Below are 26,624 nucleotides of genomic sequence, written 5' to 3' on the forward strand. Positions count from 1 at the left end.
ATTCTTCTTGCAATGAGAGGAATTTTTTCTTTTTTACGAATAATCTAGTAAAAGGAGGCAGAATGGTCATAGGTTTATCACGTGAAGAAAAGGAATTTTTGAAAGAGTATGTGGCTGTAAGTTATCATCGTTTTCGAGAATTGGAATACTATGCTTTACTTTTGCAAAAGATGCAGAACTTGTCAGAATCAAGCTGACAGATAGGGAAGATTTTGATATACTAGATAAGACTGATATCAAGGAGAATCTTTATGTATGATACAACGCCTGAACAAGAGATGAAAGAGACAGTAGCAGAGACGCTTCACGAAGAGAACGAGAAAAAATCGGTTTTTATAGAGCTAACGTCGACTCCTTTTGTCGTTTTATTTTTGTGGAGCTTATTATTGAGCGTTTTGAGTGTCGCTAATCCATTGCTAACTAATCTTGCCACAAACCTGCAATCTCAAAATTTATATGCAGGTTGGGCAATGGCGCAAGGGCAGGTTATTTATGGAAATATCTATGGAACGAGTGGCCTGCTTTATTATCTAGCTAATTGGGCGGGGGGTCTCTTCATTGGCAATATTTTCTTTGCGGTAATGCAATGCTTGGCTTTGTTTGTTGCAGGAATTTATCTGTTTAAAATCGTATATCAATTAACGGCTGTAAAAAACACTTCTATCAAAATCCTTTCTTTATTCTATTGTTTGACGCTCGCTTTAGGCTGGGGCGGCTTATACTCTAGTATTTTTGCTTTTCCTTTTGTATTTGGTGCGCTATACTTTCTGATGCGCTACGTGGCAGGAGAAGCTAGTGACAGAGGCTTTATTGGTTTTGGTGCTCTTGGTGCGCTGATGTTTATGACGGACCCAATGACAAGTCTTGTGTTTTATCTGGTGGCTTTCATTGCTTTGTTAGTCTATAATATTGGGGCAAAGAAAAAAGCACGTGGTCTTTATCAATTTTTAGCTACACTTGTAGGCTTTTCGCTTGTGTTTTATCCTTTGGGATATTATACAGTTTTAAATGGTAGTTTTGGTCTCGCCATTAGTCAGATTCTTTATCCGTTGGAAAGTCTGCATTTTTCAGGGCAGCACTTGTTGTATAATGGTTTGCTTTATGGCGGACTCATTATTGGGCTTGGCGTAGTTGTGACTTGGGTGAGAAGTTTTTCATTGCCAACGAATTCTTTAGAACGATTTCTACAACTCTTTAGTTTTTTAGCTTCTCTCTTTCTTGTTGGATTTGTTTTCTTTTTGCCAGATTGGGGAGCTTATCAACTGTTGCCGATTTTGCCATTTTTTATGGTTCTAGTCAGTATGTGGCTTGGGAAACAGTCGTTCAATAGAGGTGGAAGGCACAGTAGAGTTCAAAAATCTTCGTCTGTTTTCGGAACTTATATTACAAAGAATGCTTTTTTACCGCTTCTAGCCATGATTTATTTAATTGGTTTTCCGTTTGTCAATCAGTATGTTTTATCGACAGGCGAAACAAGTGAGCGTATTTCTGCGGCAAATTATATCAAGAGTAAATCAAAGACTACTGATAAAATCTATGCTTGGGACACAACAGCAGCTCTTTACCAAGCGAGTGGGCGCCTATCTGCTGTACCGATTTTAACGCCTAGCTTATATCAAGGAACAGATGAAAATCAAATGTCCCTAGTGAATAGATTGAAAGAAACGACACCAACTTATATTTTAGTCAACAATCAAGTGTCTCTTCTGCAAGATATCAAAAAACAATTAAAAGAAAATTATCAGCAGACAGACCTAAAACTCAATCATTTCAAGCTCTATAAGTTGAAATAACAAATCAATATCTTGTGTTTGAAACAAAAAATAAAGTTTTTCACCACAAGATATTGATTTTTTTTGTTGGAGTGATATAATATGTCTTATACGAATGGAGGAGCTCATGATTGCATTAAAAGAAGACACAGTACAAGGATTTGCTGATATTTATGTAGAAAAACGTGACGGTCGTCGTGTGGCTTTTGACGCAGATAAGATTTACAAAGCGCTTGTTAAAGCCAGTCAAGAAGTAACGACGATGACTCCGTTGTTAGAAGCAAAACTTGAAGGCATTACCAATAAAATCGTAGCAGAAGTAATTGCACGTTTTCCTGCGGGCGTTAAAATTTATGAAATTCAGAATATCGTTGAGCATGAATTACTGAATGCCAATGAATATGCCATTGCAGAAAGCTATATTACTTACCGCACTCAACGTGATTTTGCGCGCTCAAAAGCAACAGATATCAACTTCACAATTGGCAAATTGCTCAACAAAGATCAAGCAGTTGTCAATGAAAATGCAAACAAAGATAGCGACGTTTTCAATACTCAACGAGATTTGACAGCGGGGATTGTTGGAAAATCAATCGGTTTGCAAATGTTACCGCCACATGTGGCAAATGCGCACCAAAAAGGAGACATTCACTATCACGATTTGGACTACAGTCCATATACGCCAATGACAAATTGCTGTTTGATTGATTTCAAAGGCATGTTGGGAAATGGTTTCAAGATTGGAAATGCAGAGGTAGAAAGTCCGAAGTCAATTCAAACTGCGACTGCGCAAATTTCTCAAATCATTGCAAACGTAGCTTCTAGCCAATATGGTGGCTGCTCTGCTGATCGAATTGATGAAGTTTTGGCGCCTTACGCTGAAAAAAATTATGAAAAACATTTGAAGGATGCGCGTGAATGGGTGCTTCCTGAAAAGCAAGAAGAGTTTGCCTGGACAAAGACTAAAAAAGACATTTATGATGCCATGCAATCTTTGGAGTATGAAATCAATACCTTGTTTACATCAAATGGACAAACGCCGTTTACTTCACTTGGTTTTGGACTTGGAACCAATCGTTTTGAGCGTGAAATTCAAAAAGCTATTCTTCAAATCCGCATCAAAGGTCTTGGCTCTGAGCACCGTACAGCTATCTTCCCTAAATTGATTTTCACGTTGAAGCGTGGATTGAATTTAGAACCTGGTAGTCCAAACTACGACATTAAACAGCTGGCTTTGGAATGCGCTACGAAACGGATGTACCCAGATGTCTTGTCTTACGACAAAATTGTGGAATTAACAGGTTCTTTTAAAGTTCCAATGGGCTGCCGTTCTTTCTTACAAGGCTGGAAAGATGAAAACGGTCAAGAAGTCAATTCTGGTCGGATGAATCTTGGTGTTGTGACGGTCAATCTTCCACGAATTGCCCTTGAATCTGAAGGCAACATGGAGAAATTCTGGGAAATTTTTAATGAGCGGATGAATATTGCTGAAGATGCGCTCGTCTACCGTGTTGAACGCACCAAAGAAGCGACTCCAGCTAATGCTCCTATTCTTTATCAATATGGTGCTTTTGGAAAACGTCTAGGTAAATATGATAAGGTGGATCAACTCTTTAAGCATCGTAGAGCCACAGTTTCTCTCGGCTATATTGGTCTGTATGAAGTGGCTACAGTCTTTTATGGTGGTGAATGGGAGCACAATCCAGAAGCCAAGAAATTTACAGTCGATATCGTTCATGAAATGAAACGCCGTGTAGAAGAATGGTCTGACCAATATGACTACCACTTCTCTGTTTATTCTACACCGTCTGAAAGTCTGACAGACCGCTTTTGTCGTCTGGATACAGAAAAATTTGGTCTTGTAAAAGATATTACAGATAAGGAATACTATACGAACAGTTTCCACTATGATGTCCGTAAAAATCCGACACCATTTGAAAAATTAGATTTTGAAAAAGATTATCCAGCAGCTGGGGCTTCAGGAGGCTTTATTCACTACTGTGAATATCCTGTTCTACAACAAAATCCGAAAGCACTCGAATCAGTCTGGGACTATGCTTATGATCGTGTGGGCTATCTTGGAACCAATACTCCGATTGACCATTGTTACAAGTGCGATTTTGAAGGGGACTTCACGCCAACCGAACGTGGATTTACTTGTCCAAACTGCGGCAATAGCGATCCTAAGACAGTTGATGTTGTGAAGCGAACTTGTGGTTATCTTGGAAATCCTCAAGCTCGTCCGATGGTAAATGGACGTCACAAGGAGATTTCGGCTCGTGTTAAACACATGAATGGTTCAACAATCAAGTTCGAAGGACATCATATAGAAAAATAGGAACTTTCATGGGAAAATATCAATTAGACGATAAAGGGAAAGCACAAGTCACACGCTATCATGAAAAACACTCGAAAGGTGGAGTCAACAAGAAAGCTCGTGTTACAAGTTTGCGAGAACAATTTTTGCAAAAAGCAAAGAAAAAATAAGGGAAAGAGTGAGGTCTGCATGAAGCTAGTCTCACTCTCTTTCTATCAAGGTGTGAAATATGAAATTAAGACGACCAAGATTGGAAGATAAGGACGCAGTCATGGCTCTCATAATGGAATTTGAAAGTTTGAATGCCGCACATGATGGTGGTTTTTGGAACGAGGAGGATTTTGATTATGAAGATTGGATTGCTGGGAACCGAGATGCAGAAATGGGTCTCAATATTCCTGATACCTGGGTGCCAGCTATACAACTTGTCGGGTTTGATGAAGGACAAGCAGTTGGTTTTTTAAATTTGCGCCTGCGCCTAAATGAATATTTACTCGAACACGGCGGTCATATAGGCTATAGTGTTCGTCCATCTATGCAAGGGAGAGGCTATGCCACTTCGATGCTGAAAGAAGGACTTCTTGTTGCTGCTTCAAAGAATATTCACCAAGTGCTGGTGACTTGTGCGGTAGATAATCCAGCTAGTCGAGCAGTAATTTTAAAAAATGGCGGAATATTGGAAGATGTACGAGCCGGGAAAGAGCGCTATTGGATAGATTTGGAGTAGAAAAATGACATGGAATACACCGAAGCCAGGTGAGTGGAAAAGTGAAGAGTTAAGCAAGGGGCGTATTATTGACTATAAAGCCTTTAATTTTGTGGATGGTGAAGGGGTGCGTAATTCCCTCTATGTCAGCGGCTGCATGTTTCATTGTGAGGGCTGCTACAATGTAGCGACCTGGTCGTTCAATGCCGGGATTCCTTATACGCAAGAGCTGGAAGAGCAAATCATGAAAGATTTGGCTGAGCCCTATGTTCAAGGACTGACCTTGCTAGGAGGAGAGCCTTTTCTGAATACTGGGATTCTCTTGCCCTTAGTCAAGCGTATTCGACGAGAGTTGCCTGACAAAGATATTTGGTCTTGGACGGGCTATACATGGGAAGAAATGATGCTGGAAACACCAGATAAACTTGAACTTCTTAGTCTCATTGATATTCTGGTAGATGGTCGTTTTGATAAGGCAAAACGAAATCTCATGTTACAATTTCGAGGTTCCTCTAATCAGCGTATTATTGATGTACAAAAGTCTCTCAAAGCTGGAAAAGTGATTATTTGGGATAGATTGAATGATGGCACAGAAAGTTTTGAGCAGGTTAATCGAGATAAAACAGAATAAATTTGAACCAAGGTAGGAATTGATTGTTCCTACTTTTTTGTTGTTTAAAATGTAATGGCGAAAGATTGCATTGAAAACGCATTTATAATTTAAAGTTTTTGTAATTCTTAAAGAATGTTTAACTTTCAGTTATTTTATGTTATAATGGAGTAATAAAATGGATAATTCTACGTAGGGGTTTAAAATGGTCCAAAAAAGATTGCGCTCTTCTAAGAAGAGAGGTTATCGAATCTTAAATATTGCTTTGCTAATCGTTTTTGCATTGCTAACAGCATTATTGGTTTTTTCAATGTTTCGGTATAACATTCTAGCATTTCGATACTTGAATGTTTTACTATCAATCTTGCTAGTAGCCGTAGCACTAGTGACTGGCTTTTTAATTTTTAAAAATAAAGCGCGTGTCACAACGACTATTATTCTCATTTTGGCTATTTTAGTTAGTTCAGGTGCGATGTATGCCATTAAAGAAGTGCTGGATTTGTCTAATGGTCTAAATGCAACATCCAACTATTCTGAATATGAAATGAGTGTGGTAGTACCGAAAAATAGCGATATCAAAGATATTAGTCAGGTCAAAAATATCCTCGCTCCGACAGCGAATGACGGAAAAAATATTGAAGCATTGACAGATAACTTAGCGCAAACCAAGAAAGTCAATCTAACGGTTGATCAGTCTTCGTCTTATCTGGCAGCTTATAACTCTTTGAGGAATGGTGAAGCGAAGGCTATGGTGCTAAATAGTGTTTTTGAAAGTGTTATCGAAAACGAGCATCCAGATTACGCTTCAAAAATTAAGAAAATCTATACTTACAAGATTAGTAAAAAGATTGAAAACGCTCAGTCACCAGCTACTAATAACGATGTCTTTAACATCTATGTCAGTGGTATTGATACTTATGGTCCCGTTTCGTCTGTATCTCGTTCGGATGTGAATATCATCATGACAGTGAATCGCAAAACAAAAAAAGTGTTATTAACAACAACACCGCGTGATGCTTACGTACCGATTGCTGATGGTGGCAACAGTCAAAATGATAAATTGACGCATGCTGGCATTTATGGTGTGGAAGCGTCCATTCATACATTGGAAAATCTCTATGGCATTAAAACCAACTATTACATCCGACTCAATTTCACTTCTTTCCTCAAATTAGTGGACTTGTTAGGTGGTATTGACGTTTATAATGACCAAGAATTTACAAGTTTGCACGGGAATTATCATTTTGGTGTAGGAGATGTTCATCTAAATTCTGAGCAGGCTCTAGGCTTTGTGCGAGAACGATATTCATTGAGCGGCGGAGATAACGACCGTGGTAAAAATCAAGAAAAAGTAATTGCGGCAATTATTAAAAAGTTGACTTCAACACATGCTTTGAAGAATTACAATGAGATTATTTCAGGTTTACAAAATTCAGTTCAAACCAATATGAGTCTTGAAACGATGATGAATCTCATTAATACACAACTAGAATCTGGCGGTAGTTATACTGTGACTTCTCAAGCTGTTACAGGTGAGGGACGGACAGACCTTCCGTCTTATGCTATGCCAGATGCGAATCTTTACATGATGGAATTAAATCAAGATAGCTTGAATGCAGCCAAAGCGGCAATTCAGAAAGTGATGGAAGGTAAATAAGATTGATTGATATTCATTCGCATATTGTGTTTGATGTAGATGACGGTCCCAAGACACGTCAGGATACGCGAGAGCTTTTGACGGAAAGTTATCGCCAAGGAGTTCGAACGATTATTTCAACTTCTCATCGTAGAAAGGGAATGTTTGAAACTCCTGAAGAAAAAATCGCGGCAAATTTTCATGAGGTTCAGCAAATCGCTAAAGAAGTGGCGGACGACCTCACCATTCTTTATGGTGCCGAAATTTACTATACTAGCGATATTTTAGAAAAATTGGATAAAAAAATTATTCCAACTTTGGGTGGAACGAGTTATGCTCTGATTGAGTTTAGTATGACAACTCCGTACAGAGAAATCCACAGTGCTTTAAACAATGTGCTCCGTTTAGGAATTACACCAGTTGTAGCTCATATTGAGCGTTATCATTGCTTGGAGAATGAAACGAAAAAAGTGCAGGATTTGATTAACATGGGTTGTTATATGCAAATCAACAGCTCTAGCGTCCTCAAGCCGAAGTTATTTGGTGAAAAGTATAAATTCATGAAGAAGCGGGCACAATTCTTTATGGAGCAGGATTTAGTGCACTTTGTGGCAAGTGATATGCACAATTTAGGTCCACGACCTCCTTATATGCAGGAAGCCTACCAAATTATCTCTAAAAAGTATGGCAAAGCATATGCTGATGCACTATTTCGCGAAAATCAAGAAATATTATTAAAAGACGAATTAATTTAGGAGAAGAAATGAAAAATCAAGATAATCAGACGGTGGAAATTGATGTTCTATCATTAGTTAAGACCCTGTGGAGACGAAAATTTCTCATCGTTGTGACCGCTTTTGTAATGGCTATTGTTGCTTTAGGCTATAGTACCTTTATTATAAAACCGAATTATACTAGTACAACTCGTATTTACGTTGTAAATCGACAAGCCAATGAAAATTCCACTCTTACCAATCAAGACCTTCAAGCTGGGACATACTTGGTAAAAGACTACAAAGAAATTATTTTATCTCAAGATGTGTTAGCAAAAGTGATTGATGACTTGAAGTTAAATGTACAACCAAGCGCATTAGCTAAAAAAATCAATGTCACTGTCCCAACGGATACGCGTATTGTGTCTATTGCTGTTTCAGATGGGGATGCCAAAGAAGCTGCGCGTATTGCTAATAGTTTGCGTCAAATTGCAGCTGAAAAAATTATTGCTGTTACCAAAGTATCCGATGTAACAACGTTAGAAGAGGCAGAAGTACCAAATTCCCCTTCTTCACCAAATATTAGACGCAATACCTTGATTGGTTTTCTTGCAGGAGGGTTTTTAATCTCAGTTGTGATTCTTGTCGTTGAAGTGTTAGATGACCGAGTGAAAAAGCCAGAAGATGTGGAAGAAGCGCTGGGAATTACTCTTCTTGGAGTTGTGCCAAATATGAATAAACTATAAGAGGGGAAAATAATGCCGAGTTTAGAATTAGCTAAAAATAAAGAAAAAACGATAAAGAAAACAGAAGAATACTACAATGCCTTAAGAACTAATATTCAGCTTAGTGGGGATAATATTAAGGTCATTGCTGTCACTTCTGTACAGTCCGGAGAAGGGAAGTCAACGACTTCTACAAACCTAGCCATTGCTTTTGCACGTTCAGGCTATAATACTTTACTAATTGACGCAGATATTCGTAACTCTGTCATGTCAGGGATTTTTAAAACGCGTGATAAAATCACAGGTCTGACAGATTATCTGGCTGGTGCGACAGATTTGTCAAACGGTTTATGCGAAACAAATATTGACAATCTATTTGTGATTGAAGCTGGACAAGTCTCACCCAATCCAACAGCTTTATTGCAAAGTAAAAACTTTGGTATCATGATTGATATTCTCAGAAACCATTATGATTATATCGTTGTTGATACACCACCGATTGGACTGGTCATTGATGCGGCTATCATTGCTCAAAAATGTGATGCTAGCGTTTTAGTCGTCGAGTCAGGAAATGTAAAACGGAAAACATTGCAAAAGGCAAAAGAACAATTAGAACAAACCGGGACGCCATTTTTGGGAGTTATTCTAAATAAATATGATACACAGTTAGAAAAATATGGCTCCTATGGAAATTATGGCAATTACGGAAATTACGGAAAGAAAAAGTAGAGATTAGCATTTAGGAGTAGGGATGTTTGAAAATAGAAATGAGTTTCAAAAAACAGGAATTGCTTTTATTCAACTAGTTGCAGTTTTTGTTGTGATTACAATCATAAATTTAATTTCAAACTTTAGTCTAACTAATAAAGAAATTGTGATGTTAATGTTGCTACATATTGTTGCTTTTTATATTAGTAATTATAACTATCATTTTTTTCAACGTGGCTATTTAATTGAATTTACCGAGACACTGAAATACAGTGCTTTTTATGCAGTCATTATCACATTCTCTTCTTTTATGCTGGGAGGCAACTTTTCATTATCCCGTAGCAATCTCATCTTTTTTATCTTGTTGAATGCTTTGGGTGTTTATTGAATTAATCTATCAATCAAGCAATATTATGCACGAGTACATCCAAGATTAAAAAGCAGTAAAAAAGTACTCATCATTACGGTTTCTAATCGTCTAGACAGAATTTTAAAACAATTAACCGAAGCGCGCACATTTAATGAATGTATAGTAGCTATCTCAGTATTTGATAACTCGCATTACCAACATCCGACAATTCAAACGATACCAAAAGAACGCCTCATTGAATTTGCAACTCGCTCTGTTGTAGATGAAGTTTTTATTAGCTTGCCGAGCGATTACTATTCCATTGAAGATTTGGTTGTTCAGTTTGAGAATATGGGAATCACCGTTAATGTGAATATTAACGCCTTGGATTTTCAAATTGGTGAGAAGAAGCTTCAAGAAATTGCTGGCTTTAGCGTGGTCACTTTTTCAACAAATTTCTACAATTATAGTCACATCATTGCTAAAAGAGTTTTGGATGTCATTGGTTCTCTCTTTGGACTTCTTATATGTGGAATTGCAGCACTTTTCCTAGTTCCAATGATTCGTAAAGATGGTGGACCAGCAATTTTTGTTCAAGAACGTGTTGGAAAAAACGGTCGGATTTTTAAATTTTACAAATTTCGCTCTATGTACGTAGATGCCGAGGAACGCAAAAAAGAGCTGATGGCACATAATACCATGAGTGGTGGGATGTTCAAAATGGATGATGACCCACGGATTACACCTATTGGAAAATTCATTCGGAAAACCAGTCTAGATGAGCTTCCACAATTTTGGAATGTTCTTAAAGGTGATATGAGCTTAGTTGGTACGCGTCCGCCAACTGTGGATGAGTATGAAAAATACACACCTGAACAGAAAAAACGTTTGAGTTTCAAACCAGGCATCACAGGCCTCTGGCAAGTCAGCGGCCGCAGTGAAATCACGAATTTTGATGATGTTGTAAAGCTAGATGTGTCCTATATTGATGATTGGACTATCTGGTCAGATATTAAAATTTTACTAAAGACTGTCAAAGTTGTATTAATGAAAGATGGAGCGAAGTAGGTGAGACTTCGCTTCCTTGATAGGAGAAAGATGAAGAAGTCAGTTTATATCATAGGCTCAAAAGGAATCCCTGCCAAGTATGGTGGCTTTGAAACCTTTGTTGAGAAATTAACAGAATATCAGCAAGATAGTAGTATACAGTACTATGTAGCCTGTATGCGTGAAAATTCAGCTAAGTCTGGAATCACAGATGACCAGTTTAAGCATAACGGGGCAATTTGTTTCAATATTGACGTGCCTAATATTGGGCCAGCTAGAGCCATTGCCTATGATATTGCTGCTGTAAATAGAGCGATTGAAATCGCTAAAGCAAATAGGGATGAGGCTCCTATTTTCTATATTTTAGCTTGTCGTATTGGGCCTTTTATCGCTGGGCTCAAGAAAAAAATTAAAGCTATCGGAGGCAGTTTATTTGTCAATCCTGATGGACATGAGTGGCTCCGATCAAAATGGAGTTTCCCCGTCCGTAAGTATTGGAAATACTCAGAGCAACTCATGGTCAAGCATGCGGACTTATTGGTTTGCGATAGTAAAAATATCGAAAAATATATCCGAGAAGACTATAAACAGTATCGGCCCAAGACGACTTACATCGCCTACGGGACAGATACAAGTAAGTCTGTTTTAAAACCTGAGGACGAAAAAGTTCGTAGTTGGTATCAGGAAAAGGGTGTTGCTGAAAACGGATATTATCTAGTTGTGGGACGATTCGTTCCCGAAAACAACTATGAGACCATGATTCGTGAATTTATGAAGTCTAATTCTAAAAAAGACTTTGTTCTCATTACAAATGTGGAACAAAATAAGTTTTACGATCAGTTGCTCAAGGATACAGGCTTCGACAAAGATCCGAGAGTCAAATTTGTTGGGACTGTCTATGACCAAGAATTGCTCAAGTACATTCGTGAAAATGCTTTTGCCTATTTCCATGGGCATGAGGTTGGAGGGACCAATCCTTCTCTACTGGAAGCTCTAGCATCTACAAAACTGAATTTGTTGCTAGATGTTGGCTTTAACCGTGAGGTTGGTGAAAACGGGGCTATTTATTGGAAAAAAGACGAGTTGGCACGCGTCATTGAGGAAGTAGAGGGATTTGATCAGGCAGCAATAACTGACTTGGATTTCAAGTCAAGCCGAAGAATTCTCTCAGCTTTCACATGGGAAAAGATTGTTACAGACTACGAAAAAGTATTTAAAGGATAGAAATGCAGAAAATTTTATATCTCCATGCTGGTGCCGAAATGTATGGCGCCGACAAGGTTTTGTTGGAGCTTATTAAAGGTTTGAATAAAGACGAATTTGAAACGCACGTTATTTTACCCAATGCTGGTGTCTTGGTGGGTGCTCTGGAGAATGTTGGTGCTAAAGTTAAAGTTATCGATTATCCAATCTTGCGCCGTAAATATTTTAATCCTAAGGGGATTCTTGAGTATTTTGGCTCATATAACCGTTATTCAAAGCAAATCGCTGAATATGCTAAGGAAAATGGAATTACTCTCATTCACAACAATACTACTGCAGTACTTGAGGGAATTTATCTCAAACGTAAGTTGAACCTTCCTTTGATTTGGCATGTTCATGAAATTATTGTCAAACCAAAAGCAATTTCAGATTTTATCAACTTTTTGATGGGACGTTATGCTGATACGATTGTGACGGTTTCAAATGCTGTAGCCAACCACGTCAAGCAGTCTCGCTTTGTAAAAAATGACCAAGTTCAAGTCATCTATAATGGTGTTGACAATGCCGTCTATCACGAAATGGATGCCACCGCCGTCCGTGATCAGTTTGGTATCGCACAAGATGCGCTTGTCATCGGTATGATCGGACGAGTTAATGCCTGGAAAGGTCAAGGCGACTTTTTAGAAGCTGTGACTCCAATCTTGAAGGCTAATCCAAAAGCAGTTGCCTTTTTGGCAGGTAGTGCATTTGAGGGTGAAGAGTGGCGTGTGGATGAGCTGGAAAAAACCATTTCAGACTCACCAGTAGCTAGACAAATCAAGCGAATTGACTATTATAGCAAGACGACAGAACTCTATAATATGTTTGATATCTTTGTCTTGCCAAGTACCAATCCAGATCCATTACCAACAGTCGTCCTCGAATCTATGGCTTGTGGCAAACCTGTAGTGGGATATCGTCATGGAGGTGTCTGTGAGATGGTCAAGGAAGGGGAAAATGGTCTTCTTGCTACACCGAATCAGCCTGCAGAATTGTCTAAAGCTATTCAAGAATTGGCTGACAATACCGAGAAGAGAGAGCAATTTGGTAAGGCCTCTGTCCAACGCCAAAAAGAACTCTTCTCCTTACAAAGTTATATTCGGAATTTTTCGGAGTTGTATAGGAAATACTAAGATGAATACTGAAAAAATTAAGAATAAATTAAAACCAATTATTTATCCAATTATTAACTTTATTCCTAGACGAAGACTAAAGAATAAAAATTTTACGATTATTTGTGATAATTGTTGGGCTGGAAAGGTTTATCAAGAATTGGGCTTGCCTTACCAAACTCCATTTGTAGGGATGTTTGTTTTTTCTCCTGATTACATCAAGATGCTCAAGAATTTAAAACATTATTTGAGCGGGAACATCCCCTTGAAATTTGTTAAAGAATCAAAATATATCAAAGACTTTGATAATGCCTATCCTTTAGCACTACTTGATGATATTGAACTTCATTTCCTGCATTATGCAGATGAGGAAGAAGCAACTCAAAAATGGCAACGCCGTTTGGAAAGAATTTATTGAGATAATTTGTATTTTAAGTTCAATGATAATGATATTTGTACTTATGAATTGATGAAAGAGTTCGAAGAACTTCCATATAAGAGTAAGGTTATTTTTTCTTCGAAGAATTATAGTGATTTACCTTCCTTGATTCATTTTAAATCAGCCGAGAAGCAAGGGCATGTTGGTATCGATTTGAAGACTTACCACCGATATTTTAATGCTGTTACTTGGTTGAATAAGGGTGGGGAAGATTTAACATAAAATAAAAATTTAGGTGAAGAATCCATGAAACCACTTTTAACTGTTGTCATTCCAGTTTATAATGTTGAAAAGTATTTAAAACGTTGTGTAGAAAGCGTTCTTGTCCAAGAGTGGCATAATTATGATATTTTACTTGTAGATGATGGAAGTACTGATAGTTCTTCTCAAATCTGTGATGATTATGTTAAGGCGTATGACTTTATCTCAGTTATTCATAAAGAAAATGGAGGGCTTTCTGAAGCTCGCAATACTGGTATTTCACATGCTAAGGGTGACTATGTTTATTTCCCTGATTCTGATGACTGGCTGGAACCACAAACTTTTAAAGAATTAGCAGAGGTGCTGGAATCTCGAGAATTTGACATTATTTCTTTTAATCGTGAGTTTGTCAAAGGTGAAGAAGATGTTATAGTTTCGGATTCAGTAGTGACTCAAGTCTTTGAAGGTAAAGACGCTTTTGTCCAAATGCTCAAGCATAGTTATATCACAGGTTTTGCCAACGACAAAATATATAAAAAGTCTTTATTTGTTGATAATAATATTTCTTTTCCGAAAGGAAAATATTATGAAGACTTGGGAACGAATTACAAGCTCTTCCTCTCAGCTAAGAATGTCTTTGCTACCAATCAAAAGTATTATCACTATTTAATTGATAATCCTGATTCCATCACACAGTCTTGGAATGAGCAGAAGTTTAGAGATATGTTTGGGTTCTACAAAGAAGTTTTTTATTCTGATTTTGTTTGTTCACAATTAAATCAAGAAGAATTACAAATTTCACAGCTATATTATGTGAATGGCTTGACTCATATCTTGGCAAGTTTATATAAATCTAAATTAGATAAAAAATATATAGACATTACTAATGAAGTGAAACAAGAATTACTTAAGAATAGTGTTTCTCTTTCTCAAATGAAAGACCAACCAAATAAGTTAAAATATATACTGTTTAGACTTAAAGTATTAAAACTAGCCTTCAGTATTCAAAACATTTTCTGATATGATATGGGAGTTTAATTTGAAATACTCTGTTATTATTCCAGTCTATAACGTTGAGAAATACATTGATCGTTGTTTAAAAAGTGTTATTTCTCAGAATTATGATGACTTGGAGATTATAGTGATAGATAATGGTTCTACAGATCGTAGTGGTCATATCTGTGAAACTTATGCTAGCCAATATGATAATATTTCAGTCTATCATATTGAAAACCACGGTGTTGGTTCTGCCCGTAATTTTGGCTTATCCAAAGCTAAGGGAGAGTTCATCTACTTCGCTGATAGCGATGATTATCTTGTAGGAAATCTCTTTTCGGACTTTGCTGATAAGTTGGTATCAGACTTAGATTTAGTGGTATTTAGTTATTACAATTCTTTTGAGCAAGAGTTAACTGAGAAGTATCGTACGAAAAAGTGTCTTCCTCATAGTGGATTATACGATAAAAATGATTTTATCACGATATTTACAGATTTATTTTTATCAGATATGCTTTATACTGTGTGGAATAAAATTTATCGTAGAGAGTTTCTTCTTGAAAATAATATTTCTTTTGAGAAGTATGAGTTGGGTGAAGATGTGCGCTTCAATCTGAATGTTTATCGTAATGTGAACAGGGTTTATCTTTCTCAAGAGTCCTACTATGTTTATGTCATCGGCAGGAAGGGTTCTGCTATGTCGGGCTATAACCCTAAGCGTCTTCAGTATCAGCTTCAAGAGTTGAAGTTGGTTGATAACTTATTAAAGGATTGGCATATAGATAGTTCAAATCTTGATAATACTGTAAAGGCAAGAATATTGATGAGCAATATTCACAATATTTCTAAGCAAAAATTACCAGTTACAAAAAAAGTTAAGCTCGTTAAAGAAATTTGTAAAAGCAAAGATATGGCAGATTTTATTAGGAATGATTCTTCACTATTAAATCCCCTCATAAAAATGCTGTTAAAATGTCGAATTTATATTATTTTGATTTACCTCAAGAAAATGCAGATGATATTACAGCATTAATAAGAATAATTGAAAGGTATGGAAAGTACTTGTGAATAGCAGTCGCTTTATTTCAGAGAAAATCTATTTATTTACACTCTTTGTTTGGGTATTATTTGCATCTCTGGTAACTACAACTTATTTCGTTAGACTAGACGGTTTCTTGGCACTTTATCGTATATTACTTTATTTTACGTTAGTAATGATTGCGATAAAAGAACTCATCAACCTTCCTAACACAATTAATTATTTCAGATTTCACTTGAAGGAATTATTAGTTTTCTTATTATTTACCCTGACAATGTTAATTGTGTCAAAAAATCGTGATGGTCTTCCTGATATAAACGTCTTACTGTTAGTATTTTCGGCTAGGGATATAGAGTTCAAGAAATTATTAGGTACCTTCTCCTTAGCGACATTCTCAGTTCTCATTGTCACTATTTTGGCTAGTAAGATGGGAATTATTTCAAATATGTTGATGAGTGCAGATGGTGGTTATCGTTATAGTCTTGGATTTAACTATGTTTCCTTTGCTTCTCAACGTATGTTCTTTGCATTATGTAGTTATCTTATGTTTAGAGGGAAGAAGATTTCCTACCTTGAGTTGTTAGCTCTGTTGATGTCTACCATTTATATGTATCAACAGACTTCGACATCTAGTCCATTTTACTTAAGCATTTTGATACTAACCTATGCTTTGTTGAGTATTAAAATCTTTAAAAAAGAGTTTATCATTGGAAACTTCTGGACAAAGACACTTGTGCAGTACGGTTTTATTTTAGCTTTAGTGATTGTCTTGTATTTTTGTTTTTATTCATCTGGGAATTTATTTCACTTAGTCGATCAATTTACGCATAATCGCTTGCGTCTCAGTGTCAATGGTTTTCAAAATTTTGGGGTATCTTGGTTAGGGCAACCAATTTCCTTTACAACTCTTGATATGTTTGGAAATTTCACTAGTAATTACAATTTTATTGATAGCTCTTTTGTTCAATTATTGGTTATTGATGGCTTGATTGTCAGTGCATTTATGTTGTTTGCATTGACAAAAGTGATGCGTTATTTTGTGTCTATTCAAAAAGATATCGTACTGGCTTGCTTAGGAATTATGATTATCCATGGTATGTTTGATCCTCAGATGTTAGTTCTTCGTTATTCTCCATTAATCTTATTTATCAGTCGCCTATTTATTGTGAATGAGGATACAAAAATTGAATAAAGAAGAGTATTCGTCAAATTCAAAGGAAGGCTAAAACAAGTTATTGTACTTATGAAAGTTTTAAAAAATTACGCCTACAATCTCTCCTACCAGCTGCTGGTGATTATTTTACCGATTATCACCACCCCGTATGTCACTCGGGTATTTAGCTCTGAAGATTTAGGAACTTACGGCTATTTCAACTCCATTGTTACCTACTTTATCCTTTTAGCGACTTTAGGAGTGGCCAATTACGGTACTAAGGAAATTTCAGGACACCGGAAAGACATCCGAAAAAATTTTTGGGGGATCTATACCCTCCAGTTAGTCGCAACATTTGTATCTCTCCTCCTTTATGCTTTGTTTTGCTTGATGCTTCCATCCATGCAAAATCCTGTAGCCTATATTTTGGGACTCAGTTTGGTTTCAAAAGGGCTCGATATCTCCTGGCTTTTTCAGGGCTTAGAGGACTTCCGCAAGATTACGGTGCGAAATATTACGGTTAAGCTAGTCGGAGTCATCTCCATCTTCTTGTTCGTTAAATCTGCCAATAATCTTTATCTCTATGTATTCTTACTAACCATCTTTGAGCTGTTAGGTCAGCTGAGCATGTGGTTACCTGCCCGCGAATTTATTGGGAAAGCCTATTTCGATATGGCCTATGCACGGGTGCATTTAAAACCGGTCATTCTGCTCTTTTTACCGCAGATTGCCATTTCCCTCTATGTTACTCTTGACCGGACCATGCTGGGGGCTCTCGCCTCTACAAAGGATGTCGGGATTTACGACCAGGCTTTAAAACTCGTCAATATTTTGTTGACCTTGGTGACGTCTCTGGGAAGTGTCATGTTGCCTCGGGTATCAAGCCTCTTGTCCTCAGGAGATCACAAGGCTGTCAACAAGATGCACCAGATGTCTTTTTTGATTTATAATTTGGTCATTTTCCCGATTATTGCTGGCATGCTGATTGTCAATGATGACTTTGTTCAATTCTTCCTAGGGAAGGATTTCCAGGATGCGCGTTATGCCATTGCCATCATGATTTTTAGAATGTTCTTTATCGGATGGACCAATATCATGGGGATTCAAATTCTCATCCCGCATGATAAAAACAAAGAATTTATGCTATCCACCACCATTCCTGCTATTGTCAGTGTGGGGTTGAATTTGCTCTTCTTGCCTCATTTTGGTTTTATCGGCGCGGCTATTGTATCAGTTCTAACGGAGTCACTGGTATGGTTCATTCAATTGTACTATACCCTTCCTTATCTTAAGGAAGTACCGATTCTTGGGTCTATGGCAAAAATTGTATGCGCATCTGCTATGATGTATGGCTTGTTGCTATGTGCAAAACCATTCTTGCATTTTTCACCTACTTTAAATGTTCTTGTGTATGCAGTGCTTGGCGGCCTCATTTACCTGTTTGCTATTCTAGCTCTGAAAGTAGTAGATGTGAAAGAATTAAAACAAATAATAGGGAAAAATTAGAAATGAAGAAAATACGTAATATAAACTTAGATTTGATTAAAATAATTGCTTGTATCGGAGTTGTTTTGCTTCACACTACGATGCCAGGGTTTAAGGAAACAGGGCAATGGAATTACTCATCTTATTTATATTATTTAGGTACTTATTCAATTCCCTTGTTTTTTATGGTGAATGGTTATTTATTATTGGGCAAAAGCAAGATAACATATCCCTATATACAACATAAAATAAAATGGGTTCTAATAACAGTGTCGTCATGGACTGTTATCATCTGGTTACTTAAAAGAGACTTCACAATTAATCCAATTAAAAAAATTTTGGCTTCTTTGATACAAGAGGGTTATTTCTTCCAATTTTGGTTTTTTGGCTCATTGATACTAATTTATTTATGTTTGCCGATATTGAAGAAGTATTTACATTCAAAAAGAAGTTATTTGTACTTTCTATCTGTATTAACAATTATTGGTTTGTTTTTTGAATTGATAAATTTTTTGCTTCAAATGCCAGTGCAAATTTATGTTATACAAACGTTTAGATTATGGACTTGGTTCTTTTACTACATTTTAGGTGGTTTTGTAGCACAATTCAATATAGATAATTTAAAATCAATCTTTAAGGGATGGATGAAAATAGTTAGCATACTTTTGTTATTGATTTCACCGATAATATTATTTTTCATAGCAAAAAATATTTATCATAATCTTTTTGCTGAATATTTTTATGACATTCTTTTGGTAAAAGTAATTAGTTTAGGACTATTTCTTACCTTATTGACGCTAACCATTGATGCTTCTAAACATAGAATGATCTACTTGTTATCAGTCCAAACGATGGGAGTATTTATTATACATACCTATGTTATGCAAATATGGCAAAAGTTGATAGGGTTTAACATAGTGGGTGCATACTTATTTTTCCCTGTTTTCACATTAATGATTAGTTTTCTAATAAGTATGACATTAATGAAAATCCCTTATATCAATCGAATAGTTAAATTATAAAAAGGAGTTTATAATGTACGATTATCTTATCGTTGGTGCTGGTTTGTCTGGAGCAATCTTCGCACACGAAGCTACAAAACGTGGCAAAAAAGTAAAAGTGATTGACAAGCGTGATCACATTGGCGGAAATATTTACTGTGAAAATGTTGAAGGAATCAATGTTCACAAGTACGGTGCCCACATTTTCCATACCTCAAACAAAAAGGTTTGGGATTATGTCAACCAATTTGCTGAATTTAACAACTATATCAATTCCCCTATTGCTAACTATAAGGGCAGTCTTTATAATCTTCCATTTAACATGAATACCTTCTATGCTATGTGGGGCACTAAGACTCCGCAAGAAGTTAAAGACAAGATTGCTGAGCAAACGGCTGATATGAAAGATGTTGAACCTAAAAACTTGGAAGAACAAGCAATCAAGTTGATTGGTCCAGATATCTATGAAAAATTGATCAAAGGATACACGGAAAAACAATGGGGACGTTCTGCAACAGACCTTCCACCATTTATCATTAAACGTCTTCCAGTTCGCTTGACCTTCGATAATAACTACTTTAACGACCGTTACCAAGGGATTCCAATCGGTGGCTACAATGTCATTATTGAAAATATGCTTGGCGACGTAGAAGTTGAATTAGGCGTTGACTTCTTTGCCAACCGAGAAGAACTGGAAAGCTCAGCAGCAAAGGTTGTGTTTACGGGTATGATTGACCAGTATTTTAATTATAAACACGGAGAGCTTGAGTATCGTAGCCTGCGTTTTGAACATGAAGTTTTGGATGAGGAAAACTATCAAGGAAATGCTGTAGTCAACTATACAGAGCGTGAGATCCCTTACACTCGTATCATTGAGCATAAGCACTTCGAGTATGGAACCCAACCGAAGACGGTCATCACCCGCGAATACCCAGCTGATTGGAAACGTGGAGATGAGCCATACTACCCAATCAATGATGAAAAGAACAATGCTATGTTTGCCAAGTACCAAGAAGAAGCTGAGAAAAATGACAAGGTCATTTTCTGTGGACGTCTAGCAGACTATAAATACTACGACATGCACGTGGTCATTGAGCGTGCTTTGGAAGTCGTAGAGAAAGAATTTACTAAATGACAGAAGATAAGATTGATATCGTGGTTCTCTGGGTTGACGGGAGTGATCCGGAGTTTATCCGTGAGAAACAAGCTGTGACTGGTCAAGTGGCAGATTTGGACCAAGAAATCGACGGAGAGCAGCGTTATCGTGATTACGGGATTTTTAATTACTGGTTTCGAATGATTGAAAATCATGCTCCTTGGGTAAATCGTGTTTACTTAGTCACCAATGGCCAAAAACCGGAATGGTTGAACTTGGAGCATCCAAAACTCAAGTTGGTCACTCATAAGGAGTTTATCCCTAAAGAGTATCTACCTACCTATAATTCAGCGGCTATTGAACTCAACCTCCATCGGATTGAGGGCTTGTCGGAGAATTATTTGTATTTCAATGATGATGTGTACTTGATTAGAGATAGTCAACCTTCGGATTTTTATAAGAATGGGCAACCTAAGCTTTTAGCTGTATATGATGCTTTAGTTCCTTGGTCACCATTTACGAATACTTATCACAATAATGTTGAATTGATTTATCGCCATTTTCCTAATAAGAAGGCACTAAAGTCCTCGCCTTGGAAATTTTTCAATCATCGTTATGGGTATTTAGTTTTGAAAAACTTGCTACTTTTGCCATGGGGCCAACAGGCTATGTGAATAACCATTTAGCTGCACCTATGAAAAAGAGTACCTTGGCACATTTATGGGACATTGAGGGTGAAACATTAGATAGAACGTCACGAAATAAAATTAGAGACTATGGAGTAGATGTTAATCAATACATCTGTCAGCATTGGCAGATTGAAAGTAATCAGTTTTATCCTATGTCAAAGAATTTTGGAGAGTCGATAGACCTGAATCAAGTGGATCGATTAGAGAGTATCTTTAAAGATAAACATAAAAAACTGCTTTGTGTAAATGATGATGTTGACTCTAAAGAGGAGAATATCATTCGTTTTAAGGAAATATTGAAAGAACGCTATCCTGAAAAATCAGCTTTTGAAAAATGAGAAATAAGAGATGAAATACTATTTAAAAGAAGAATTTTTACACGATAATAATGTGAAAAATGCCGGGAATAAGGCACGTAATGATGTTGAAGAAATTGTAAAGAGAGAAGGTTATCAAGCCTTGGTTCTTTCAGTTGATAATTGGTACGAGATGAGTACACTTAAAGCACAGCTTCATAAATCCAAGGCTTTTGGTCAGGCCTTGGCTCAACTAAAGCAAGGTGATGAGTTATTGATCCAGTTCCCAATGCTTCATCATAGTTTTTTCACAACACATCATGTAAAGAAAGCACAGAAAAAAGGCGTAAAAGTTCATTTTATTATCCACGATTTGGAAGCTTTACGCTATGCCAATTTGGATACAGTACCTTTGAAGCATAAGATTCGAGTTCAAATTCAAGAGTCAGGTCTGCTTGGTGCAGCTGATGGGATTATTGCCCATAATCCTATTATGAAATCTGTTTTGGTAAATAAAGGAGTTGCAGAAGATAAGATTGTGAGTCTTGGAATTTTTGATTATTTGATTCCAAATTTCCAAGAAAAAAGTGGACTGACAAAAGACCAGCCAATCATTGTAGCTGGCAATTTGGCTCAGGAAAAAGCTGGTTATCTTTACTCTCTTCCTGAAGAACCTGCTTATAACCTTTATGGTGTTGGCTTCGACGAGAGCAGAGCTCTTGCGAATGAGACTTACTTTGGATCCTTCTTACCTGACGAGCTACCAGCAGCTCTTGAGGGTGGTTTTGGTCTTGTCTGGGATGGTGATAGCGCTGAGACATGTAGTGGTGTATTTGGTGAGTACCTTCGCTATAACAACTCGCACAAGGCTTCACTTTATTTAGCGGCAGGCTTCCCTGTAGTTGTTTGGGAAGAGTCAGCACTGGCTCATTTTGTGATAGATAAACAGTGTGGTCTAGTTGTTTCTTCTCTTTCTGATTTAAAAGAAAATTTAGATACCTTGTCAGAAGAGCAATACAAAGAAATGTTAGAAAATGCTAAACAAATTGGTAGTAAACTTCGGCAAGGGCAATATTTGAGGACTGCACTATCAAAATTGAAGTGAGATTGTTATTATGAAGTGATAGTCTTATAAGACAGATTTTAATCATAGGTGGTGCAGGTTATATCGGTAGCTACATAGTAGTGGAATTATTAAAAAGTGGCTATGATGTTGTAGTTGTAGATGATTTTTCAAATAGTTCGCTTCAGGTCTTAGATAGATTAAAAACTATTACAGGTGTGACGGTTCCTTTTTATCAAGGTTCTATTGCAGACAAAAAGTTTATGAGTCAGGTATTTGAGGAAAATCATATTGATGCAGTGATTCATTTTACAGTTTATGAGGCAGTTGGTGAGTTTGTGCAAGAACCATTAAAATATTAGCCAATCTCAAATTTCAACATAGTAAAGTATTTAATCGTAAATGATTATCAAAAAGGTTACTCCCCAACTCCCAAATGTCAAAATTCTTCCCTGAAATGTCACTTTCTAGCGCCCTACCTACCTTTTGGCTCTAAAATGAGACCAGATATGTTTCTTGTCCCGAAACCTCTCCTTTTTGCGCTAAACTAGTGTTAAAGCAAAAAGATTGGAGTTATGATGGAAATTCAAGAAATTTATAATCAATTCAGAGATTACTATGGGGAGCTTGAGGCTGAGTATGCCCATTGTCAAAAGGCTAGCATGGAGTGGGAAAGCCTGCGTCTGCACTATCTGATATACTACCTGATACGCTACGGTATCGGGGAGATGAAGTTTTTTAATGCCTATCATTATCGGGCAGCTTATCGCTGGTATTTGCAGTCCTTGATGCTGAGCTCGGCTTGATATTTAGAGGCTGGGACAAAAGTCCTAGCCTCTAAATTGTCTTTGGATTGTCGAGCAAGACGCAGTGGTTGAGTGTAACCGCCCAATAACAAGGTATATTGAAAAAACGTTCCAAAGTTGATTTGACTCTGGAACGTTTTCTATTTGCACTTTTCCTGAATAGTTTCAGCCCATGGTAAATAAGGGCTCTTTTCTACCATTTTTTCTACCATTTTTCAAGTCTATCAAGGCTTTAAGTAAAAAAAGAGATAAGACAGTAGCTATTCTGAGGTTACTGTCTTATTTTTAACACTTTTTGATCCATAAAATGGCATGCTAAAAAACACCTCATCTGGTATTTTTTGAAACAAGGTGTTACAATAATACGGCATAGACAGCCTTATCGATTTTGGGTCAAAGAATAATCGTAAAGTTTGTTATGCGTAATGAGGTAATACATTGTTCGAATGAGACGATGTATAGAGGCAATCGTATGTGGCTTAGTTGAAGCTATTGTCGATTGTCTTTTTCGTTTCTCATAAAAGTCAGCGATATGGCAGGGATTGGTATGACTAGCTGAAGCGATGTTGTGAATGCACTTGAACAAGATTTTTCTGGCATAGGGATTACCTCGTTTAGTGATGTGTTCCTTAGCGAGAAAGTTCCCAGATTCATAGTGTCTCAGGTCAATGCCAATAAAGGCGTTGATTTGATTGGCAGAGTGAAATCGACGAATATCTCCCAATTTGCCAATGATAGATGTCGCTGTGGTTTCTGCGATGCCAGGAATTGACCGTAAGATGTCATACTCTGGTAAAGGCTGAGCTAGAGCTACCATGTCGTTTAAGACAACTTGTCTGCGTTCAGAAAGACGAAGCAATTCTTGAGCATAGTAACGAACCTCTTCAAGCATTGGAGAGGTTTTCTTGACCGCACAAAAAGATTGTTTAGCGAGTTTTATAAGTTTATCAGTCAGGTAAGCAATACGCTTTTCAGAGATGCGTTTGGAGGTAGATTGACGGATAATCTCATACAAGTCACTTTGAGATAGGCTTAATACAAACTCTTTACATGGAAAAGCCATCACTAAGTTCCAATATTGCTCTCCAGTTGGTGTGGATAAGAGATTTTCCAATTCAGGAAAGGTGACTTGTAGAACCTTGTGCAGACGGTTTTTAGCTCGAACAAGATCTTCAGTCATATTTTGATAGAAACGGCTTAAATCACGCAGGTGTTGATAAACTTCTTCCTGCACGTAAGTTGGTTTACGATTGTGCACAAGCTGAGATTTAGCCAACTTTTCAGCGTCAATTTTATCTGTTTTACGAACTCGCAGACTGTCCAATTGCTTCTTAGCTTCCAGTGGATTTAGCCGTGTATAAGCGTAACCACATTCCTCAAGAAAAGCCTGAAGACATCGAGAATAGACGCCTGTGGCCTCAAATATAATCTCAGGGTTATGAACAGTTTTCAAGTCCCCCAACAGGCGATTGAATCCAATGGCATCATTGAGTATGGAGTAGCCATGAACCTTCTCACCGTTGACTAAAATTGCCACCTCAGAACTTGTTTTACTTACATCAATTCCAAATACTGCACGCATGACATTACCTCTTTTGTCTTGAATAATTCCATGTTTTAGTGATTTTATTTTCAATACGCGACGTTTAGCGTCCCACATACTTTGATCAAACTCCACCTAAAACTAGGTGTCTTGCCAGTTTGTCAAGCGACGTCTAGCGCCATAGAGCCCTACGACTTTACAAGACACCACTACTTTAACATAAAGAAAAAGTAGTGAGTACTCTCTCCCGTCGGAGATTTCTTCACTACTAATCTTAGTATGTTTTCTTCTAATTCTTGCAGAAATGATAGAGCTCGGTTTTGAGCTATGAGATTTGATTCGCCACCCGGTAGAGAACTGTCAGGATTTTGCCAAAGTTGTTTGAGTGTAGTTTCAAATGTTTGGTCGGAAACCTGCTGACTGCTTAGTTTTCGTTCAATCAATCGCTTATCAAGTTGAATCGGAAGCCCAAAGGTTAGTGCCAAAGGCTCAATCGTTTCAATTGCTCGTTGGTAAGGACTAGAATAAATAGCAGAGATTGGCTTATTTTCTAGTATTTTTAATTGTGAGAGGGAAGTGAGTCCCTTTTGTGACAAAGGGCGTGTCCATTCGTCAGGTGTGTAAGTTGAGTGCGCGTGACGGACAAAATAATAAATGTTGTTCATGTAATCTAGTATATCACAACATGTGAAAATTCTATAAATAAGCAAGAAATAATGCTTATTTAAGAAAAACTTTAACTTTGTCTTACGGATAGTTAATAAGAGCTTGGTAAACTTTAATCAACCATTAAAAATAATCAAAGGAGTAAATAATATGGTTGACAAAAATCATCGTTCAAATAATGAAAAATATACAAAATGGTCTATCCGTCGGTTAAGTGTAGGTGTTGCGTCCGTAGTTGTGGCAAGTGGATTCTTTATTCTTATTAGCAATCCGGTAAATGCCCAAGTTGGTACGCAAAACAAGGTGGTCACGACAGCCCCGTCAAATAGTCCGACAGACTCTGGGAAATCCATACTTGATTCGAAAGTAGGACAATCTGAAAAAACAACAGCTGACAAGAAAGAAACGCCAGATGCAACTAAGTCCTCACAAGATTTGTCTGGCAGAACAACTCAAACACCAGATAAAAAGGTGCAAGAAAAACAAGAAGTTACAAAAGAAAACAAAGTAGGCAAAACGATTGCAGAGGCTGCTAAGGAAATTCAAAAAGCAACTGAAAAAGTAGTAAAAGAAGCTACTTCAAAGGAAGAAAAGGATTCTTCATTGGATCAAGCGAAAAAATCAGTTTTAGATAATATTAAAAGTAATATCAATGTTCCTGCCTCTTACCTTGATAATGCTACTTATCCAGGACCTTTTACAGCAGGTGTGAACCAAGTAATTCCGTATGAACTTTTTGGTGGAGATGGGATGTTAACACGTCTTCTACTCAAATCCTCAAATGGAGCACCATGGTCAGATAATGGCACAGCAAATCATGCAGGCTTGCCTCCGTTTGCTAACATTCCGAAGGGTAAGTATTTTTATCAGGTATCACTTGGAGGAAATGCAGCAGGCAAGCAAAATAAAGAATTGTTGGATCAATTGAAAGCGAACGGTACACAAAGTTACACCGCTACCGTAACAGTTTATGGTTCAAAAGATGGTAAAGTTGACTTGAGCAATGTGATTGCGACTCGTCAAGTGACGATTAACCTTAATAGTTTGAAATCTAAAGCAGATCCTTCATTAGAACAAGCGAAGAAATCTATTTCAGAAAATATTAAAGAAAGTACGGATGTCCCAGCGTCCTTCTTACAAAATGCGAACCATCCTGGTCCATTTACAGCTGGTGTGAATGAAGTGATTCCGTATGAACTCTTTGGTGGTGATGG

At 37.2% G+C, this 26,624-nt stretch carries 23 protein-coding genes and 4 pseudogenes; 25 read left to right on the forward strand and 2 right to left on the reverse strand.

Annotation, left to right across the window (positions count from 1 at the left end; translation table 11 throughout):
• Positions 1-62: 62 nt before the first annotated feature.
• From HMPREF3249_RS09620 to comW, 24 genes and pseudogenes are all read left to right on the forward strand, one after another.
• Positions 63-197 (forward strand): hypothetical protein, encoded by a 135-nt coding sequence (locus HMPREF3249_RS09620; protein WP_003031261.1) that lies wholly within the window; start codon positions 63-65, stop codon positions 195-197.
• 54 nt (positions 198-251) lie between these two features.
• The gene (locus HMPREF3249_RS03535; RefSeq protein WP_049533435.1) at positions 252-1,793 is read left to right on the forward strand and encodes a glycosyltransferase family protein; all 1,542 of its coding nucleotides are present in this window, start codon (positions 252-254) and stop codon (positions 1,791-1,793) included.
• Positions 1,794-1,899: 106 nt separating this feature from the next.
• Positions 1,900-4,110 carry an anaerobic ribonucleoside-triphosphate reductase gene (nrdD, locus tag HMPREF3249_RS03540; RefSeq protein ID WP_059221613.1) on the forward strand — a complete coding sequence of 737 codons (2,211 nt, stop codon included), beginning with the start codon at positions 1,900-1,902 and terminating at the stop codon, positions 4,108-4,110.
• Between the two features lie 8 nt (positions 4,111-4,118).
• Positions 4,119-4,259: a hypothetical protein gene (locus HMPREF3249_RS09390; protein ID WP_003038368.1), complete on the forward strand. Its 141-nt coding sequence runs from the start codon at positions 4,119-4,121 to the stop codon at positions 4,257-4,259.
• Positions 4,260-4,318: 59 nt separating this feature from the next.
• Positions 4,319-4,816 (forward strand): GNAT family N-acetyltransferase, encoded by a 498-nt coding sequence (locus HMPREF3249_RS03545; protein WP_039677808.1) that lies wholly within the window; start codon positions 4,319-4,321, stop codon positions 4,814-4,816.
• Positions 4,817-4,820: 4 nt separating this feature from the next.
• Positions 4,821-5,426 carry an anaerobic ribonucleoside-triphosphate reductase activating protein gene (gene nrdG, locus HMPREF3249_RS03550; protein WP_003038320.1) on the forward strand — a complete coding sequence of 202 codons (606 nt, stop codon included), beginning with the start codon at positions 4,821-4,823 and terminating at the stop codon, positions 5,424-5,426.
• A 184-nt stretch (positions 5,427-5,610) separates the two neighbouring features.
• A complete protein-coding gene (locus HMPREF3249_RS03555; protein ID WP_059221611.1) occupies positions 5,611-7,062 on the forward strand; it encodes an LCP family glycopolymer transferase CpsA in 1,452 nt (483 codons plus the stop codon).
• 2 nt (positions 7,063-7,064) lie between these two features.
• Positions 7,065-7,796 (forward strand): capsular polysaccharide biosynthesis protein Cps4B, encoded by a 732-nt coding sequence (gene cps4B, locus HMPREF3249_RS03560; protein WP_003031248.1) that lies wholly within the window; start codon positions 7,065-7,067, stop codon positions 7,794-7,796.
• Positions 7,797-7,804: 8 nt separating this feature from the next.
• Positions 7,805-8,500, forward strand: coding sequence for a CspC family polysaccharide chain length determinant protein (locus tag HMPREF3249_RS03565; protein ID WP_049533441.1), 696 nt, complete (start codon positions 7,805-7,807; stop codon positions 8,498-8,500).
• A gap of 12 nt (positions 8,501-8,512) precedes the next feature.
• Positions 8,513-9,208, forward strand: coding sequence for a tyrosine-protein kinase (locus HMPREF3249_RS03570; protein ID WP_003026604.1), 696 nt, complete (start codon positions 8,513-8,515; stop codon positions 9,206-9,208).
• A 22-nt stretch (positions 9,209-9,230) separates the two neighbouring features.
• Positions 9,231-10,604, forward strand: a pseudogene (locus HMPREF3249_RS03575) (sugar transferase).
• A gap of 30 nt (positions 10,605-10,634) precedes the next feature.
• The gene (cps2T, locus tag HMPREF3249_RS03580) at positions 10,635-11,807 is read left to right on the forward strand and encodes a beta 1-4 rhamnosyltransferase Cps2T (RefSeq protein WP_059221608.1); all 1,173 of its coding nucleotides are present in this window, start codon (positions 10,635-10,637) and stop codon (positions 11,805-11,807) included.
• A 2-nt stretch (positions 11,808-11,809) separates the two neighbouring features.
• Positions 11,810-12,958, forward strand: a complete 1,149-nt coding sequence (locus HMPREF3249_RS03585) for a glycosyltransferase family 4 protein (RefSeq protein ID WP_003040815.1) — start codon at positions 11,810-11,812, stop codon at positions 12,956-12,958.
• A gap of 1 nt (position 12,959) precedes the next feature.
• A pseudogene (locus HMPREF3249_RS03590) lies at positions 12,960-13,598 on the forward strand (DUF1919 domain-containing protein).
• A 24-nt stretch (positions 13,599-13,622) separates the two neighbouring features.
• A complete protein-coding gene (locus tag HMPREF3249_RS03595) occupies positions 13,623-14,597 on the forward strand; it encodes a glycosyltransferase (RefSeq protein ID WP_003026599.1) in 975 nt (324 codons plus the stop codon).
• A gap of 19 nt (positions 14,598-14,616) precedes the next feature.
• The gene (locus tag HMPREF3249_RS03600) at positions 14,617-15,606 is read left to right on the forward strand and encodes a glycosyltransferase family 2 protein (protein WP_003026598.1); all 990 of its coding nucleotides are present in this window, start codon (positions 14,617-14,619) and stop codon (positions 15,604-15,606) included.
• 31 nt (positions 15,607-15,637) lie between these two features.
• Positions 15,638-16,804, forward strand: a complete 1,167-nt coding sequence (locus HMPREF3249_RS03605) for a hypothetical protein (protein ID WP_021002185.1) — start codon at positions 15,638-15,640, stop codon at positions 16,802-16,804.
• 51 nt (positions 16,805-16,855) lie between these two features.
• On the forward strand, positions 16,856-18,271 hold the full coding sequence (locus HMPREF3249_RS03610) for a flippase (protein WP_003040805.1): 1,416 nt from the start codon (positions 16,856-16,858) through the stop codon (positions 18,269-18,271).
• 2 nt (positions 18,272-18,273) lie between these two features.
• Positions 18,274-19,272: an acyltransferase gene (locus HMPREF3249_RS03615; protein WP_003040757.1), complete on the forward strand. Its 999-nt coding sequence runs from the start codon at positions 18,274-18,276 to the stop codon at positions 19,270-19,272.
• 13 nt (positions 19,273-19,285) lie between these two features.
• Positions 19,286-20,386, forward strand: coding sequence for a UDP-galactopyranose mutase (gene glf / locus HMPREF3249_RS03620; RefSeq protein ID WP_003040714.1), 1,101 nt, complete (start codon positions 19,286-19,288; stop codon positions 20,384-20,386).
• A pseudogene (locus HMPREF3249_RS03625) lies at positions 20,383-21,374 on the forward strand (stealth family protein). The gene glf and the pseudogene HMPREF3249_RS03625 overlap by 4 nt, the downstream one beginning before the upstream one ends.
• Before the next feature lie 10 nt (positions 21,375-21,384).
• Complete coding sequence (locus HMPREF3249_RS03630; RefSeq protein ID WP_003026587.1) at positions 21,385-22,437, forward strand: glycosyltransferase; 1,053 nt, start codon at positions 21,385-21,387, stop codon at positions 22,435-22,437.
• A 26-nt stretch (positions 22,438-22,463) separates the two neighbouring features.
• Positions 22,464-22,754, forward strand: a pseudogene (locus HMPREF3249_RS03635) (SDR family NAD(P)-dependent oxidoreductase); the annotation flags it as partial.
• Positions 22,755-22,973: 219 nt separating this feature from the next.
• A complete protein-coding gene (gene comW, locus HMPREF3249_RS03640; RefSeq protein ID WP_003040495.1) occupies positions 22,974-23,201 on the forward strand; it encodes a sigma(X)-activator ComW in 228 nt (75 codons plus the stop codon).
• A gap of 379 nt (positions 23,202-23,580) precedes the next feature.
• On the opposite strand, the gene HMPREF3249_RS03645 is transcribed toward comW, so the two are convergent.
• Together HMPREF3249_RS03645 and HMPREF3249_RS03650 are read right to left on the reverse strand one after the other, a co-directional pair.
• A complete protein-coding gene (locus HMPREF3249_RS03645) occupies positions 23,581-24,783 on the reverse strand; it encodes an IS110 family RNA-guided transposase (RefSeq protein ID WP_003026582.1) in 1,203 nt (400 codons plus the stop codon).
• A 170-nt stretch (positions 24,784-24,953) separates the two neighbouring features.
• Complete coding sequence (locus tag HMPREF3249_RS03650) at positions 24,954-25,409, reverse strand: histidine phosphatase family protein (protein WP_003026580.1); 456 nt, start codon at positions 25,407-25,409, stop codon at positions 24,954-24,956.
• Between the two features lie 151 nt (positions 25,410-25,560).
• Between HMPREF3249_RS03650 and HMPREF3249_RS09395 the strand changes: the two genes are divergently transcribed.
• Positions 25,561-26,624 (forward strand): SSURE domain-containing protein (locus HMPREF3249_RS09395; protein WP_142350228.1); only part of this gene is annotated, 1,064 nt, incomplete at its 3' end.

It is taken from the genome of Streptococcus sp. HMSC36C04, assembly GCF_001839535.1.
GTDB classification, from domain to species: Bacteria; Bacillota; Bacilli; order Lactobacillales; family Streptococcaceae; genus Streptococcus; species Streptococcus hominis.